Raw genomic sequence first — 16,136 nt, 5'->3', positions numbered from 1 at the left:
AGCGGCACTCACAGAACACACTCCGCCTCCGCGTACCGCTCATCCGGCACCGTCTTCAACGTCTCCACGGCCTCCGCCAGTGACACCATCACGATGTCGGTCCCCCGCAACGCGGTCATCCGCCCGAACTCCCCCCGGTGCACGGCCTCCACCGCATGCCACCCGAACCGCGTCGCGAGCACACGGTCGTACGCCGTGGGAGTACCCCCACGCTGGACATGCCCGAGAATCACCGGCCGCGCCTCCTTGCCGAGCCGCTCCTCCAGCTCGACCGAGAGCTGCCGGGCGACCCCGGCGAACCGCTCGTGCCCGTAGACGTCCTTGCCGCCCTCGTCGAACTCCATGGAGCCGGCCTTCGGCTTGGCCCCCTCCGCCGCCACGACAATGGCGAACCGCTTGCCCGCCGAGAACCGCTCGGCGACCTTCGCGGTCAACTCGTCGATGTCGAAGGGACGCTCGGGAACGACGATGGCGTGGGCGCCGGCCGCCATGCCGGAGTGGAGCGCGATCCAGCCGGTGTGGCGGCCCATGACCTCCACGATCAGCACGCGCTGGTGGGACTCGGCGGTGGTCTTCAGCCGGTCCAGAGCTTCGGTCGCCACGCCCACGGCGGTGTCGAAGCCGAAGGTGACGTCCGTGACGGCGATGTCGTTGTCGATGGTCTTCGGCACGCCGACGATCGGCAGGCCGTTGTCGGACAGCAGGCGTGCCGCCTTGAGGGTGCCCTCGCCGCCGATCGGGATGATCGCGTCGAGGCCGAGCTCCTCGACATGGCCCTTGGCCCGCTCCACCCCGTCACGCAGGTGTTCGGGCCGGACCCGGGAGGAGCCGAGGATCGTGCCGCCGCGAGCGAGGATGCCGCCCACCGCGTCGAGGTCGAGCTTGAGGTAGTCGCACTCCAGGAGACCCTTCCAGCCGTCCCGGAAGCCGATGACCTCGTCACCGTGGTCGACGACGGCACGGTGGACGACGGACCGGATGACTGCGTTCAGCCCGGGGCAGTCGCCGCCGGACGTGAGCACACCAATGCGCATAGCCCGAAATACCTTCTCCACATGGACCGGGACCGGACCGCGCTGTCCGGCAGGATCGCGGCCACCCTACCGGCGGGAGGGGGCTGGTCCGTACCGGGCGTCCGCCTGCTGGACGCGGCCGCACAGGTGAGCGCGGGCCTTGTCATACGGGCTGCCGTGCGGGTTGTCGTACGGGTGGTCGCACGGGTGGTCGTATGCGGCACGGAGGGGCCCGCGGAACCGTTTCTCGGACTCCCCGGACCCCTCGGACGAGTGGCCGTGCGGCGGGCTAGGCAGGCTGCTGCGCGGTCTCGATGCGCTCGTTGCGCAGCGCCTCGTACCAGCGGTCGTCGGTCGGCGGCAGCGCGTTGACGTCCAGCGCCAGCTTCAGCAGCAGGTCGGCGATCTGCGGATTGCGGGCGAGCACGGGACCGTGCATGTACGTGCCGAAGACCGTGTCGTTGTACGCGCCCTCCGTGCCGTCCCCGGTGCCGTTGCCCTTGCCGATGCGCACCTGTGCCAACGGACGGGCGGTGGGGCCGAGGTGCGTGATGCCCTGGTGGTTCTCGAAGCCGGTCAGCGGCGGCAGGCCGAGGCGCGGGTCGATGTCGCCGAGCACGTCACCGACGCACCGCTCGCCCGTGCCGCGCGTCGACGTCACGTCGAGCAGGCCGAGGCCGGGCTCGCGCTGGCCGAGGTCGTTGATGAACTCGTGGCCGAGGATCTGGTAGCCGGCGCACACGGAGAAGACGATCGCCCCGTTCTGCACGGCCTGGTACAGGTGGCCGTCGCGCCGCAGCCGCTCGGCCGCGAGCCGCTGCGGACGGTCCTCGCCGCCGCCGATCAGGTAGATGTCACCCGAGGTCGGGATCGGCTGGTCGCTGCGCACGTCGAGCCGGGCCACGTCGAGGCCGCGCTGGCGTGCCCGGCGTTCCACGACGAGGACGTTGCCCTGGTCGCCGTACGTGCTGAGCAGGTCCGGGTAGACCCAGACGACCCGCAGGCTGTTGTCGCTCATGAAGTCACTCCTTACGGATGCGTGCGGGTACGTCAGTTGCCCACGTGGCGGCGCAGGTCCTGGAACGCGGTGTAGTTCGCGATGACCTCGATCCGGCCCGGCGGGCACATCTGCACGGCCTGGTCGAGGTTCTCGCAGACCTGGAAGTGCTGGTTCGCGACCTCCAGACGCACCGCCAGGTCCAGCTTGCGGTCACCGATGACGAAGATCGGGTGCCCGGTCAGGCGCGTGTAGTCGACGTCCCAGAGCCAGGAGGTGTCGGTGCCGTCGGCGCCGCGCGCGTTCACCGAGAGGATCACCGGGGCCGGCGGCGGGTCGATCAGCGAGAACGTCTCCAGCCAGCCCGCCGGGTTCTTGGCGAGCAGCAGCCGCAGGTCGCGCTGCATGAACTGCACGACGTCGTAGCGTCCGGCCACCGCCTGCACCTGGTACATGCGCTCCAGGGCGACCTGCGGCGGCACGCCGAAGACGGCGGCGACGGCGGCCGAGGACGCGGCGTTGGCCTTGTTGGCGCGGCCCGGCAGCTGGAGGTGGATCGGCCAGGCGGAGCCGTGCGGGTCAAGGACGTGGTCGCCGGACAGCGCCCAGCTCGGCGTGGGCCGGCGGAAGCCGCACTCGCCGCAGAACCAGTCGTCGCCGGGGCGTTGCATCACACCGCCGCAGGACGGGCAGGACCAGGCATCGTCCTTCCACATCTGCCCGGCGGCGACCCAGATCACGTTGGGGGAGGAGGACGCGGCCCAGACCACCAGCGGGTCGTCGCAGTTGGCGACCACGACCGCCTTCGAACCGGACAGTCCCTCACGCCAGTTCTCCGCCAGCATGCGGGTCTCGGCGGCGCGGTCGAGCTGGTCGCGGGAGAGGTTCAGCAGCGCGATGCACTTCGGGGCGGTGTCGCGGGCCACACCCGCGAGGTACTTCTCGTCCACCTCGATGACGCCGTATCTGGCCTCGGAGCCGCCGGCCAGTGCCGAGGTGATGCCCGCGGGCATGTTGGCGCCGAGCGCGTTCGAGACGACCGGGCCCGCGGCGCGGAGCGCCTCCGCGATCAGGCGGGTGGTCGTGGTCTTGCCGTTGGTCGCCGAGACGAGGACCACGTCCAGGTTCTGGGCGAGCCGGGCGAGGAGGTCGGGGTCGAGCTTGAGGGCCACCCGGCCGCCGATCACCGAACCGCTCCCGCGCCCCGCGGCGCGTGATGCCGCCGCGACCGCCTTGCCCGCGGTCACGGCGATCTTGGCCCGCGGAGTGAGCGGGTCCGAGTTGCCTGCCATCAGTTCTCGATCCTCCTTGCGAGCGCGCCTCGCCCGAGCCTCTCGGCACCATGGTGTGGACCTCAGCCTATCGAGATCCACTCGCGCGCCCGAATCGCGGCACCACCTCGGCGCCCGTGTGATGTTGAGGACCGTACCCTTGCGGCCATGCGAAACGGCTCGATCCCCGGCGCCCGAGGGCGTGTGCGCCCCATGACTCTGTTCGGGGGCCCCGTTCTGCACGCACCGTGTGAAGAAGTCACGGATTTCGGCCCTGAACTGGCGAGTCTCGTGGAAGACATGTTCGCCACGATGTACGCGGCGCAGGGTGTGGGTCTCGCCGCGAATCAGGTGGGCGAGCGGTTGCGGGTGTTCGTGTACGACTGCCCGGACGACGAGGAGGTGCGGCATGTGGGGCACGTGGTCAACCCACGGCTCGTCGAGGCGGGTGGGGTCGTGCTGCGCGGGCCCGAGGGGTGTCTGTCGTTGCCGGGGCTGGAGGCGGGGACCGAGCGGTACGACGAGGCCGTGGTCGAGGGGTTCACGGTGGACGGTGAGCCCGTACGGGTGCGGGGCACCGGCTTCTTCGCGCGGTGTCTGCAGCACGAGTGCGATCACCTGGAGGGCCGGGTGTATGTGGATCGGCTCACGGGGTGGCGTCGGTGGAGGGTGGTGCGGCGGGCTGCGCGGGCACCGTGGGGGCGGTGACGGTGTGGCGGGTGCGGGTGCGGGTGCGGGTGCGGGTGCGGGTTCGTGTCCGGGTTCGGTAGCGCCGTTGGGTGCCTGTTCGTTTCGGGCTGCGGGTCGGTTGTGGCTGGTCGCGCAGTTCCCCGCGCCCCTAAAAGCCCGCGCCGCTCACCGCGCCACTGGAGCGCGCGTTCGTGCCCGCGCCCAAAATGATTGCGCGGTTCCCCGCGCCCCTGGCGAACTCGCGGTTCCCCGCGCCCCTGGCGAACTCGCAGTTCCCCGCGCCCTTGGCGAACGTGCGGTTCCCCGCGCCCCCGGCGAACAGGCCGTCGCTCGTGCCTCTGCGAGGCGGGCCGTTGCCAGGGGCGTGGGATGTGCGCGAGGGTCAGAAGCCGGGGCCGCCGACCTTGTCTCCCGCCGCTGCCAGGCGGCCCCAGAGGAGGTCGGCCAGGCTGCGGACCAACTCGGCGCGGGAGCAGGGGCGTTCGCCGAGCCACCAGTCGCCGGCCGCGTGCATCATGCCGACGATCCCGTGGCCCCACACGCGCGCGAGCTGCTCGCCGCCGGGCCCGAGGTCGAGGCGGTCCCCGATGACCTGGGCGAGTTCCTCACCCATGCGGCGCAGCAGGGGAGCGGAGTGCTTGCCCACGTCGAAGCCCTCGCCCTGCTGACCGCCCTCGGCCGGATGCATCAGGAAGCGGTACACCTGAGGACGTGCCTCTATGGCGGCCAGATAGGTGTCGAGCGTCTGCTCGACCCGTTCACGGCGCTCCGCGGGGGCGTCCAGCGCCGCCCGCAGCGAGTCGAGGAGGGCGTCCGTGTGGCGTGTGGCGAGGGCCGCGTAAAGTCCTCCCTTGTCGCCGAAGTGCCGGTACAGGATCGGCTTGGTGATGCCCGCCTCCGCGGCGATGGCGTTCATCGAGGCGCCCGGGCCGTCGCGGAGCACCACTCTGTCGGCGGCCTCGAGGAGCTCGCGCCGACGACGGTCGGCGGACCGTTCCTGATCCGTCCGCTGTGTGGTCTCCATGTGCTTCTCCCCACCCCGTGCTGATTTGGTGACGCCTGCGCAAACTAACACTCATTGGCACGTGCACATCGAACGGGTTGCCGAGCATGCTGTGGGAGTTGACTTTTCCTACCGGTCGGTAACAGGCTACCGTTACCGCAGGTAACACATCAGTGCAGCGCTGGAGGGGTCATGGCCGAGTTCACCATGGAGCTCAATGAGGAACAGAAGGAAGTCCGGGACTGGCTCCACGGGTTCGCCGCCGATGTGATCCGCCCCGCGGCCGCCGAGTGGGACGAGCGCGAGGAGACCCCGTGGCCGGTCATCCAGGAGGCCGCCAAGGTCGGCATCTACTCCCTGGACTTCTACGCCCAGCAGTACTTCGACCCCACCGGCCTCGGCATCCCCATGGCCATGGAGGAACTGTTCTGGGGTGACGCGGGCATCGCCCTGTCCATCGTCGGCACCGGCCTCGCCGCGGTGGGCGTCCTCGCCAACGGCACCGAGGAGCAGATCGGCACCTGGATCCCGCAGATGTACGGGGATGCCAACGACGTCAAGGTCGCCGCGTTCTGCTCCTCCGAGCCCGACGCCGGCTCCGACGTGGCGTCGATGCGTACGCGTGCCGTGTACGACGAGGCCAAGGACGAGTGGGTGCTCAACGGCACCAAGACCTGGGCGACCAACGGCGGCATCGCCAACGTCCACGTCGTCGTCGCGGTCGTCGACTCCGAGCTCGGCTCCAAGGGCCACGCCTCCTTCATCATCCCGCCGAACACGCCCGGCCTGTCCCAGGGCCAGAAGTTCAAGAAGCACGGCATACGCGCCTCGCACACCGCCGAGGTCGTCCTGGAGGACGTCCGCGTCCCCGGCTCCTGCCTCCTCGGCGGCAAGGAGAAGCTCGACGAGCGCCTGGCCCGTGCCCGCGAGAGGGCCAAGGCGGGCGGTGAGCGAGTGAAGAACGCGGCGATGGCCACGTTCGAGGCGTCCCGCCCCGCCGTGGGAGCCATGGCCGTGGGCACGGCCCGCGCCGCCTACGAGGTCGCTCTCGACTACGCGAAGACCCGTGAGCAGTTCGGGCGGCCGATCATCGACAACCAGGGCGTCGCCTTCCAGCTCGCGGACATGCGGACCGCCGTCGACGCGGCCCGGCTGCTGGTGTGGCGGGCGTCGTGGATGGCGGTCAACGGCAAGCCCTTCACCGCGGCCGAAGGGTCGATGTCGAAGCTGTTCGCCAGCGAGACGGCCAAGAAGGTGACCGCGCAGGCCGTTCAGATCCTGGGCGGCAACGGGTACACGCGGGAGTACCCGGTGGAGCGAATGCACCGGGACGCCGCCATTTACACCATTTTTGAGGGTACTAGTGAGATCCAGCGGCTCGTGATCGCCAGGACCCTGTCGGGGATGCCCATCCGGTAGCGCCGCCGGGGTGTCTGTATCGCGCCCCGGCCACGGGTCGCCCGACTACCCACGAGGGAGTGCGCGATGACGCTGACGGCCAGGGAACTTCTGGACACCACCACCGGAAAACTCGCCCCGGACCCGGGCACCAACCGGCTGCTGCCACTGATCGCGCGGGGCGCGGCGGGACGTGACACGCTCGCCGCGCTCGCCCTCGAACAGCGCCATGTGATCGCCGCCGACCGGCGCTCGTTCCGCCAGCTGGCCGATCGGTCGGCCCCGGACGAGCCCGCGAGCGCGGCCTTCTTCGAGATGCTCGCCGAGGGCGAGGCGGTGGCGGCCCAGCGGCTCGGCGCGTTCGCCGAGGCATGCGGCGTGGACGAGGCACGGGCCTCGGCGTACGAGCCGCTGCCGGGCTGCCAGGCCTATCCGGCGTACGTGGCCTGGCTGGCGCTGGGCGGCGCGCCGGCCGACGTGGTGCTCGCGCTGAGCGCCAACTTCTCGGCGTGGGGCGGCTACTGCGCGACGATCGCGGAGGCCCTGCGACGCCACTACGGCTTCACCGACGAGGCCTGCGGCTTCTTCGACTTCTTCGCCGAGCCCGCACCGGAACTGGACCAGAGGGCGCGGGAGGCCGTGCAGGCGGCACTGGACGCGGGACGGATCGACGAGGATCTGGTGCACCGCTACGGCCGCCTGCTCCAGGCCTACGAGACGATGTTCTGGCACACGCTGTGGGAGCTGGAGCAACGCTGACCGGGGCCCTAGCCGGACGCGCCCCCGCTGCTGTGCGCGATGCACGCCACGTCGATGCGGTCGGCCAGCTTGGCGAGTTCGATGGTGAGGGTCGCCACCGTCTCCTCGTCGAGCCCTTCGTCACCGGCCTCCACCAGGTGCAGCCACCGGCCGCCCACCGTGCGCAGCAGCTTGCTGACGTCGGCGGCCGCCACCTGCAACGTGCCGCGGTCGTCGACGATCAGAGGCAGAGTCACTTCGCGGTTCACAGAGGGGATCGTAACCGCGGAACGCTCACGCCCCGTGCCACACCGTGGTGATGTTGCAGAACTCGCGGATCCCGTGTCCCGACAGCTCACGTCCGTATCCGGACCGCTTCGCGCCGCCGAACGGGAAGGCCGGGTGGGACACGGTCATCCCGTTGACGTACACGCCGCCGGCCTCCAGGTCGCGGACGAACCGGTCGACCTCGGCCTCGTCACGGGTCCACACGTTCGAGCTCAGTCCGAAGGGCGAGTCGTTCGCGACCGCGATCGCCTCGTCCAGGTCGGCGACCCGGTACAGCGTGGCGACCGGACCGAAGGCCTCCTCGTGGTGGATGCGCATCTCGGGGGTCACGTCGGTGAGGACGGTCGGCGGGTAGTACCAGCCGGGCCCGTCGTCGCGCGCGCCGCCGCACAGGACCGTGGCGCCGCTCTCCACCGCGTCCACCACCAGCTCCTCCAGGTCGTGGCGGCCCTGCTTGCCGGCGAGCGGCCCGACGTCGGTGTCCTCCTCCAGCGGGTCGCCGACCTTCAGCGCGTTCATGCCCTCGGTGAAGCGCTCGGCGAAGGCGTCGAACACGTCCGTGTGCACGATGAACCGCTTGGCGGCGATGCAGGACTGCCCGGTGTTCTGGACCCGCGCGGTCACCGCGGTCTTCGCCGCCCGGTCGATGTCCGCCGACGTCATCACGACGAACGGGTCGCTGCCGCCCAGCTCCAGGACCGTCTTCTTCACCTCGTCCCCGGCGACCGAGGCCACCGAGCGGCCGGCCGGCTCGCTGCCGGTGAGCGTGGCGGCCTTCACCCGCGGGTCGCGCAGAATGTGCTCGACCTCGCGCGAGCCGATCAGCAGCGTCTGGAAGCAGCCTTCCGGGAAGCCCGCCCGGCGGAACAGGTCCTCCAGGTACAGCGCGGTCTGCGGCACGTTCGAGGCGTGCTTGAGCAGGCCCACGTTGCCCGCCATCAGCGCGGGGGCCGCGAACCGGATCACCTGCCAGAGCGGGAAGTTCCACGGCATCACCGCGAGCACCGGGCCGAGCGGCCGGTAGCGCACCAGGACGCGGGAGGCGCCCGACTCCTTCACGTCGGACGCGTCGGGCTCCTCGTCGGCGAGCAGCTCCGGGGCGTGGTCGGCGTACCAGCGCATCGCCTTCGCGCACTTGGCGGCCTCGGCGCGGGCCTGCTTGATCGGCTTGCCCATCTCCGTCGTCATCGCGTAGGCGACGTCCTCCGCGTCCTCGTCGAGGAGATCGGCGGCCCGGCGCAGAAGGCGGGCGCGCTCGTCGAGGGAGGTGGTCCGGTACGTGCGGAAGGTGCTCTCGGCGGTCGCGAGCCGGCGCTCTATCTCCTCCTCGCCGAGGGCGTCGTATGTCTTGATCGTCTCACCGGTCGCCGGGTTCACCGTCGCGATGGGCATGGCCCCTCCTGAAACCTTGGCTGTGCTTCGACCTTCCCGCGCGGCGGGGGGTCGCGCAACGCGGGTTCAGTCCGGGCTGTCCGAGTGCTCCGCCAGCCGGTCCAGAAACGCCGTCTGTGCCGTGACGATGACCTCACGCGCCCGGTCGAGGCCGAGCCACTCCACCCGGTCCAGCTCGGGGAACTCCTGGACCCGCCCCGACTTCGGCGGCCACTCCATCCGGAAGGTCCCGGGAACGACCGTCGCCGGATCGAGGTCGGCCTCGACGGCCCAGGCGGTGACGGTCTTGCCGCCCGACTGCCGCACCTCACCCAGCGCCACGGCCTCCCCGTCCGGCGGCGGAAGACCCAGCTCCTCCTCGAACTCGCGGCGCGCCGCGTCCCAGGCCGGCTCGTCGGGCTCGTACTCGCCCTTCGGCACGGTCCACGCCCCGCTGTTCCGCCGGGCGAAGAACGGGCCGCCCATGTGGCCGAGCAGCACTTCCAGGCCGTCCGCCGTGCGGCGGTACAGCAGCAGGCCCGCGCTCCGCCTGGCCGTCGTCACCGGGTCACCTCCGGGTGTGCGGCGAGCAGCGCCTCGACGGTGTCGGCCTCGGCGGGGGACTTGTCCTCCCGGTAGCGCACGACCCGGGCGAAGCGGAGCGTGACGCCGGCCGGGTAGCGGGTGGAGCGCTGGAGGCCGTCGTAGGCGATCTCCACGACGAGTTCGGGGCGTACGGTGACGACCCAGCCGTTGTCCTCGACGGCCAGCTCCCTCAGCCGCCCGGTCTGCCAGGTGAGCATCGCGTCGGTCATGCCCTTGAAGGTCTTGCCCAGCATCGTGAACGAGCCGTCCGCGCTGCGGGCGCCCAGGTGCAGGTTGGAGAGCTTGCCCGTGCGGCGGCCGTGCCCCCACTCGGCGGCCAGGACCACCAGGTCGAGGGTGTGCACCGGCTTCACCTTCAGCCAGGAGGCACCGCGCCGCCCCGCGCTGTAGGGGGCGTCGAGGGCCTTGAGCACGACACCCTCGTGGCCACGCCGCAGCGTCTCGGCGAGGAACTCCTCCGCCACGGCCAGGTCGTCCGGGCCCCGTGCGAGCGTGCGCCGTACCCGCATCGGCTCGGGCACCAGCCGGGCCAGCTCCGCGTGCCGCTCGGCGAACGGCAGGTCGAGCAGGTCCTGGCCGTCGACGGACAGCGCGTCGAAGAAGACCGGCGAGACGGGCACCTCGCGGGCCGCCGTCGCCACGTCCATACGGGAACCCACGCGCCCCGCGGTCTCCTGGAAGGAACGCGGTCGCCCCGCCTCGTCGAACGCGATGACCTCCCCGTCGAGGATGAACCGCTCGCCCTTCAGCTCCAGGGCGGCGGAGGTGAGCTCAGGCAGACGGTCGGTGATGTCGTCGAGAGTGCGGGTGTAGAGCCGTACGGCGTCGCCGTCGCGGTGGACCTGGACGCGGATGCCGTCCAGCTTCTCCTCGACCGCGCAGGGCCCGAGCTTCCCGATGCCCTCGGCCACCGAGGACGCGGTGTGCGCCAGCATCGGCAGGACCGGACGGCCCACGGTGAGCCGGAACCGGTCCAGGGCCGGTGCGCCCTCCGCGAGCAGCGCCCGCGCCACCGCCTGCAGCGATCCCGCGAGCATCACGGCACGGCGTACGTCGGCGGCGGGCGCCCCGGTCGCCGCCGCGAGCCCTTCGACGGCCACCGCGTCCAGGGCGCCCTGCCGGACCTCGCCGGTGAGGAGCCCGAACAGGAACCGCTGCTCGTCGTCGGTGGCCGCCGCCAGCAACTCGCCCACGAGGCGCTTGCGTTCTCCTTGCGAGCCGGTGCCGGTGACGGAACCGATCTCCGTCAGCCGGGCGTCCACCTCGCGCACGGTGAGCGTGGGCGTCCCGGCGGGCGCGAGGTGCTGGTTCAGCAGCTTCCAGCCGATGCCGAGCCGCCCCTGCGGCAGGCGGCCCGCCAGATACGGGATGACGATCGGCACGTCGTCCGCCTCCGCGTCCCGGAACAGCTCGGCGAGCAGAGCCGTCTTCCGGGACCGCGCCGAGGTGGCGGCGACCTCCTGGGACACACGGGCGAGCCGGGCGAACAGCATGCCCTCCATGGTGCAACGGAGGCGCCCGCTCTACACCCGGACGGCGGGCCCCGATGTCCCGCAGCCCTACACCCGGACGGACGCCTCGATGTCCTCCATGATCAGCTCGTTGTTGATCGTGGCCGCCGCCTTGTAGCCGTCCCCGGCCGCGTGCACGACCTGCTGGGTCATGAGCGTCGCGTTGCCCGCCGCCCACACGCCCGGCACCGTGGTGCGCCCCGTCTCGTCGACCGCCGGGGCCATGCCGAACGGGGTCTCCTGCATCTCCGCACCCAGCCGCTCCAGCAGCGCCGTGCGCGGAACGAAGCGGGGCGCGAGGAAGACGGCCGACCGCGCGTGGACGCTGCCGTCGGCGAGCCGTACCCCGGTCAGCCGGTCGTCCTTCACCACGATCTCCGCGACCTCGCCGGGCACCACGTCCACACCGGCGGCGGCCAGCCTGCGCAGGTCCTCGTCCGGGACGTCGGCCTCCTCCGTGGTGTGCAGGAACAGAGTCACGTCCTTCGACCACTGGGTGACCAGCAGCGTCTGGTGGATGCTCATCGGTGAGCAGGCGATCACTCCGAAGGGCTGGTCGCGGACCTCCCAGCCGTGGCAGTACGGGCAGTGCAGCACGTCGTGCCCGAACCGCTCGGTGACCCCGGGGATGTCCGGCAGCTCGTCGGCCAGCCCGGTGGCGACGATCAGCCGCCGGGCGCGTACGGTCCGGCCGCTCGCCAGTTCCACGGCGAAGCCCTCGGCGTCCTCACCGCGCGTCACGTCCAGCACCACGTCGTCGACCAGCTCGACACCGTACGACGCCACCTCCTCGCGGCCCACGGCGAGGAACTCCGCCGGAGGCACGCCGTCCCGTGACAGATAGCCCTGCATGTGCGCGGCGGGCGCGTTGCGCGGCTCGCCCGCGTCGACGACGAGCGTCCGGCGCCGGGCCCGGCCCAGGATCAGCCCGGCGGACAGCCCGGCCGCGCCGCCGCCGATGACGATCACTTCGTAAGCGATCTCTTCGGTTCGTTCCGTCTTTGCGGTCATGGTGACCACCTCCACGCAGACAGTCGCCCGAGCGCTGCGGTATTGACAAACGCGTTTGCCGAAACTGCAATAGCCGTATGAGTGACGACAGCCGAACGAGTGACGACACGGACGAGGTTCTCGCGGAGGTCGGCCCCCGGCTGCGGCGCGTCCGCAAGGAACGAGGTGCGACGCTCGCCGGCCTGTCCCAAGTCACCGGTATCTCCGTGAGTACCCTCTCCCGGCTGGAGTCCGGGCTGCGCAAGCCCAGCCTGGAGCTGCTGCTGCCCATCGCCCGGGCCCACCAGGTGCCGCTGGACGAGCTGGTCGGCGCCCCACCGGTGGGGGACCCCCGGATCCGGGCCAAGCCACTCGTGATGCACGGCCGCACCCACTGGCCGCTGACCCGCCAGCCCGGCGGGCTGCAGGCGTACAAGGTGCTCGAACCCCAGCGGACGCTCGAACCGGACCCGCGGGTCCACGAGGGTTACGAGTGGCTGTATGTACTGTCCGGGAAACTGCGCCTCGTGCTGGGCGAGCACGACGTGGTGCTCACGGCCGGGGAGGCCGCCGAGTTCGACACCCGGGTGCCGCACTGGTTCGGGTCGACGGGGGAGGGGCCGGTGGAGTTCCTCAGCCTGTTCGGGGCGCAGGGGGAGCGGATGCATGTACGGGCACGGCCGAAGAGGTCATGACGGATGTGTGACTCTTCATGGGCGGACTGTTCCCTGATGGGCAAGCGACCGCTTAGTATGCGATGCGAGCCCGGTAAGGACCCCGGCAAGACAGAGCAGTCCCGTGGAGGCCCCCCATGCAGGCATGGCACGTGCACGAGAACGGCGAGCCGAGCGAGGTGATGCGGCTCGTGGACGTCGAGCGGCCCACGCCCGGCGACGGCCAGGTCCTGCTGAAGGTGCGCGCGGCGAACATCAACTTCCCGGACGCGCTGCTGTGCCGAGGGCAGTACCAGGTCAGGCCTCCGCTGCCGTTCACGCCCGGCGTGGAGATCTGCGGCGAGACCGAGGACGGGCGCCGGGTCATCGCCAACCCCGCCCTGCCGTACGGCGGACTCGCCGAGTACGCCGTCGCGGACGCGGCTGCCTTGCTGCCCGCGCCCGAGGCGCTCGACGACGCCGAGGCCGCCGCCCTGCACATCGGCTACCAGACGGGCTGGTTCGGTCTGCACCGGCGGGCCGGTCTTCAGGCCGGGGAGACACTGCTCGTCCACGCTGCCGCAGGAGGGGTCGGCAGCGCGGCCGTGCAGCTCGGCAAGGCCGCGGGCGCCACCGTCATCGGTGTCGTCGGCGGGGCCGACAAGGCGGCCGTGGCGCGGGAGCTGGGCTGCGACGTCGTCGTCGACCGCCGCAGCGAGGACGTCATCGCCGCCGTGAAGGAGGCCACCGGCGGACGCGGCGCCGACGTGATCTACGACCCGGTCGGCGGGGAGGCGTACACGCAGTCCACCAAGGTGGTCGCCTTCGAGGGCCGGATCGTGGTCGTCGGCTTCGCGAGCGGCTCGATCCCCAGCCCGGCGCTCAACCACGCCCTGGTGAAGAACTACTCGATCCTGGGCCTGCACTGGGGCCTGTACAACACCAAGAACCCGAAGCTGGTCCTGCGCTGCCACGAGCAGCTCACCGAGCTGGCCGCACGGGGCGCGATCAAGCCGCTGGTCAGCGAGCGCGTGCCGTTCGGCGGGGCGGCCGCCGCCGTGCAGCGGGTCGCCGACGGAGTCACCACCGGCCGGGTCGTCGTGGTCCCGGGCCTGACCGAGGAGGCAGCGGCATGACCGACGCAGCCGAACTGCGCCGCCGCACCCAGGAGTTGCTGGCCGCGCATCCCCCTGCCACCACCGAGCGCCTGGACTTCCTGCGGGCCCGCTTCGACGCGGGGCTGGCCTGGGTGCACTACCCGGAGGGACTGGGCGGCCTCGGCGCGCCGCGCTCCCTCCAGGCCGTCGTGGACGCCGAGCTGGAGGCGGCGGGCGCCCCCGACAACGACCCGCGCCGCATCGGCATCGGCCTCGGCATGGCCGCGCCCACCGTCCTCGGCTTCGGCACGGAGGAGCAGAAGCGGACCTACCTGCGGCCCCTGTGGACCGGCGAGGAGGTCTGGTGCCAGCTCTTCAGCGAGCCGGGCGCCGGATCGGACCTGGCCGCGCTCGGCACCCGCGCCGTGCGCGAGGATGGGGGCACCTCCCGCTCGAGCGAAGCCGAGAGTGGGGGAGGCTGGGTCGTCAACGGCCAGAAGGTGTGGACGTCCAGCGCCCACCTCGCCCGCTGGGCGATCCTCATCGCCCGCACCGACCCGGACCTGCCCAAGCACCGGGGGATCACCTATTTCATCTGCGACATGACCGACCCGGGCGTCGAGGTCCGGCCGCTGAGGCAGATCACGGGCGAGGCCGAGTTCAACGAGGTGTTCCTCACCGACGTACGGATCCCGGACTCCCGCCGCCTCGGTGAGACCGGCGACGGCTGGCGGGTCGCGCAGACCACGCTGAACAACGAACGCGTCGCCATCGGCGGTATGCGGCTCCCGCGCGAGGGCGGCATGATCGGCCCGGTCGCGAAGACCTGGCGCGAACGCCCCGAACTGCGCACCCACGACCTGCACCAGCGGCTGCTCAAGTTCTGGGTCGACGCCGAGGTCTCCCGCCTCACCGCCGAGCGCCTGCGCCAGCAGCTCGTCGCGGGCCAGCCCGGCCCCGAGGGCGCCGGTATGAAACTCGCCTTCGCCCGCCTCAACCAGGAGATCAGCGGTCTGGAGGTCGAACTCCTCGGCGAGGAGGGCCTGTCGTACGACGACTGGACGATGCGGCGCCCCGAACTCGTGGACTTCACCGGCCGCGACGCCGGCTACCGCTATCTGCGGTCCAAGGGCAACAGCATCGAGGGCGGGACCAGCGAGGTCCTGCTGAACATCGTCGCCGAGCGCGTCCTGGGCCTGCCCGCGGAGCCGCGCACCGACAAGGACGTCGCGTGGAAGGACCTGGCCCGATGAGCCCCGAGAGCCCTGTGAGCACGCAGCCCGATCTGCTGTACACGGAGGAGGAGGAGGCGCTGCGCGCCGCTGTCCGCGACCTGCTCACCGACCACTGCGACGCGGCGGGCGTGATCGTGCGCACCGAGTCGGACGCCCCGCACGACCTGGAGCTGTGGAAGGCGCTCTCCGACGGCATGGGTCTCGCGGGACTCCTGGTGCCCGAGGCACAGGGCGGCCAGGGAGCCACGCACCGCGAGGCCGCCGTCGTCCTGGAGGAACTGGGTCGAGCGGTCGCCCCCGTGCCGTACCTGACGAGCGCTGTCGTGGCCACCGAGGCCCTGCTGGCCTTCCCCCACTCTCGGCTCCGCTCGAGCGGGGGGACCCCCATGACCGACGACCTGCTCGCCGAGCTGGCGTCGGGACGGACCATCGGCGCCCTCGCCGTCGCGCTGAACGTCGCGCCGGGCGGGACCTACAAGGTCGTCCGGCATGACAACGGCGCCCTGCACGGGGAGTTGACCGGCATCGCGGACGCGGCCGTCGCCGGCGTGCTGCTCGTGCCCGCGGACGACGGCGGGCTGTACGCGGTCGACGCCTCCGCCGCCACCGTCACCCCGCAGGTGTCCCTGGACCTGACCCGCCCGCTGGCGAAGGTCGTCCTCGACGGGGCGCCGGGACGTCTGCTCGGCGACGCCGAACCCGCCGTGCAACGCGCCCTGCGCGCCGGAGCCGGACTGCTGGCCTCCGAGCAACTCGGCCTCGCCGACTGGACGCTGACCGAGACGGTCCGCTACCTGAAGGAGCGCAAGCAGTTCAACCGGCCCGTCGGCGGCTTCCAGGCACTCAAGCACCGGCTCGCCCAGCTGTGGCTGGAGGTCGCGGGCCTGCGGGCGGCGGCACGCAACGCCGCAGGCGCCCTCGCCGTGGGCAGCGACGACACCGACGTGGCGGTGGCCGTCGCCCAGGCCTACGCCGCGCCCGTCGCGGTCCACGCCGCCGAGGAGGCCCTCCAGTTGCACGGCGGGATCGGCATGACGTGGGAGCACCCCGTCCACCTGTACCTCAAGCGTGCCAAGGCCGACTCGATCGCGTACGGCACAGCGGGCGGCCACCGCGAGGCGCTGGCCGAACTGGTCGACCTGCGCGCCCCCTGACGTACACCCGGGAGAAGCCCGAGAAAAGCCCGCCCCACCCGGGGCGGGCTTTTTCGTGTGCACCACACGGGCGAAGTGAACGGGCAGCGGCAGTCCGGCCAACTCCCCGCACAGCACTGCT

At 71.7% G+C, this 16,136-nt stretch carries 16 protein-coding genes; 7 read left to right on the top strand and 9 right to left on the bottom strand.

Annotated features, from left to right (window positions below; genetic code table 11):
- Positions 1–8 precede the first annotated feature (8 nt).
- The 3 genes from AB0959_RS04925 to AB0959_RS04915 form a co-directional block, all read right to left on the bottom strand.
- Positions 9–1,034 carry a 6-phosphofructokinase gene (locus AB0959_RS04925; protein ID WP_366824849.1) on the bottom strand — a complete coding sequence of 342 codons (1,026 nt, stop codon included), beginning with the start codon at positions 1,032–1,034 and terminating at the stop codon, positions 9–11.
- A 268-nt stretch (positions 1,035–1,302) separates the two neighbouring features.
- Complete coding sequence (locus AB0959_RS04920) at positions 1,303–2,031, bottom strand: glutamine amidotransferase (protein WP_366824848.1); 729 nt, start codon at positions 2,029–2,031, stop codon at positions 1,303–1,305.
- 32 nt (positions 2,032–2,063) lie between these two features.
- On the bottom strand, positions 2,064–3,302 hold the full coding sequence (locus AB0959_RS04915) for a MurT ligase domain-containing protein (RefSeq protein WP_366824847.1): 1,239 nt from the start codon (positions 3,300–3,302) through the stop codon (positions 2,064–2,066).
- Between the two features lie 147 nt (positions 3,303–3,449).
- Between AB0959_RS04915 and def the strand changes: the two genes are divergently transcribed.
- Entirely contained in the window at positions 3,450–3,989 is a 540-nt protein-coding gene (gene def / locus AB0959_RS04910) for a peptide deformylase (protein WP_366824846.1), read from the top strand.
- A gap of 364 nt (positions 3,990–4,353) precedes the next feature.
- On the opposite strand, the gene AB0959_RS04905 is transcribed toward def, so the two are convergent.
- Entirely contained in the window at positions 4,354–4,995 is a 642-nt protein-coding gene (locus tag AB0959_RS04905; RefSeq protein WP_366824845.1) for a TetR family transcriptional regulator, read from the bottom strand.
- Positions 4,996–5,166: 171 nt separating this feature from the next.
- Here AB0959_RS04905 and AB0959_RS04900 point away from each other — a divergent pair, with 171 nt between their 5' ends.
- Together AB0959_RS04900 and AB0959_RS04895 are read left to right on the top strand one after the other, a co-directional pair.
- Positions 5,167–6,393 (top strand): acyl-CoA dehydrogenase family protein, encoded by a 1,227-nt coding sequence (locus AB0959_RS04900; RefSeq protein ID WP_366824844.1) that lies wholly within the window; start codon positions 5,167–5,169, stop codon positions 6,391–6,393.
- Positions 6,394–6,459: 66 nt separating this feature from the next.
- Positions 6,460–7,131 carry a transcriptional regulator gene (locus AB0959_RS04895; RefSeq protein ID WP_366824843.1) on the top strand — a complete coding sequence of 224 codons (672 nt, stop codon included), beginning with the start codon at positions 6,460–6,462 and terminating at the stop codon, positions 7,129–7,131.
- A gap of 8 nt (positions 7,132–7,139) precedes the next feature.
- Here the strand turns inward: AB0959_RS04895 and AB0959_RS04890 are convergent, their stop codons facing one another.
- From AB0959_RS04890 to AB0959_RS04870, 5 genes are all read right to left on the bottom strand, one after another.
- Positions 7,140–7,379 carry a DUF6213 family protein gene (locus tag AB0959_RS04890; protein WP_366824842.1) on the bottom strand — a complete coding sequence of 80 codons (240 nt, stop codon included), beginning with the start codon at positions 7,377–7,379 and terminating at the stop codon, positions 7,140–7,142.
- 25 nt (positions 7,380–7,404) lie between these two features.
- The gene (locus tag AB0959_RS04885; RefSeq protein WP_366824841.1) at positions 7,405–8,790 is read right to left on the bottom strand and encodes an NADP-dependent succinic semialdehyde dehydrogenase; all 1,386 of its coding nucleotides are present in this window, start codon (positions 8,788–8,790) and stop codon (positions 7,405–7,407) included.
- Positions 8,791–8,856: 66 nt separating this feature from the next.
- A complete protein-coding gene (locus tag AB0959_RS04880) occupies positions 8,857–9,333 on the bottom strand; it encodes an NUDIX domain-containing protein (protein ID WP_366824840.1) in 477 nt (158 codons plus the stop codon).
- Entirely contained in the window at positions 9,330–10,868 is a 1,539-nt protein-coding gene (locus tag AB0959_RS04875) for an ATP-dependent DNA ligase (RefSeq protein WP_366824839.1), read from the bottom strand. The genes AB0959_RS04880 and AB0959_RS04875 overlap by 4 nt, the downstream gene beginning before the upstream one ends.
- A gap of 66 nt (positions 10,869–10,934) precedes the next feature.
- Positions 10,935–11,897: an NAD(P)/FAD-dependent oxidoreductase gene (locus AB0959_RS04870; protein WP_366824838.1), complete on the bottom strand. Its 963-nt coding sequence runs from the start codon at positions 11,895–11,897 to the stop codon at positions 10,935–10,937.
- Positions 11,898–11,974: 77 nt separating this feature from the next.
- Between AB0959_RS04870 and AB0959_RS04865 the strand changes: the two genes are divergently transcribed.
- The 4 genes from AB0959_RS04865 (at position 11,975) to AB0959_RS04850 (ending at position 16,015) form a co-directional block, all read left to right on the top strand.
- Entirely contained in the window at positions 11,975–12,571 is a 597-nt protein-coding gene (locus tag AB0959_RS04865) for an XRE family transcriptional regulator (protein WP_366824837.1), read from the top strand.
- Between the two features lie 116 nt (positions 12,572–12,687).
- Positions 12,688–13,665, top strand: a complete 978-nt coding sequence (locus AB0959_RS04860; protein ID WP_366824836.1) for an NADPH:quinone oxidoreductase family protein — start codon at positions 12,688–12,690, stop codon at positions 13,663–13,665.
- Positions 13,662–14,879, top strand: coding sequence for an acyl-CoA dehydrogenase family protein (locus AB0959_RS04855; RefSeq protein ID WP_366824835.1), 1,218 nt, complete (start codon positions 13,662–13,664; stop codon positions 14,877–14,879). Before AB0959_RS04860 ends, AB0959_RS04855 begins: the two co-directional genes overlap by 4 nt.
- The gene (locus AB0959_RS04850; RefSeq protein ID WP_366824834.1) at positions 14,876–16,015 is read left to right on the top strand and encodes an acyl-CoA dehydrogenase family protein; all 1,140 of its coding nucleotides are present in this window, start codon (positions 14,876–14,878) and stop codon (positions 16,013–16,015) included. Before AB0959_RS04855 ends, AB0959_RS04850 begins: the two co-directional genes overlap by 4 nt.
- Positions 16,016–16,136 lie beyond the last annotated feature (121 nt).

It is taken from the genome of Streptomyces sp. NPDC046862 (assembly GCF_040704615.1).
Lineage (GTDB): Bacteria > Actinomycetota > Actinomycetes > Streptomycetales > Streptomycetaceae > Streptomyces.
Note: the sequence above shows the minus strand (reverse complement) of the source record. Positions and strands in the feature narration are given on the sequence as shown.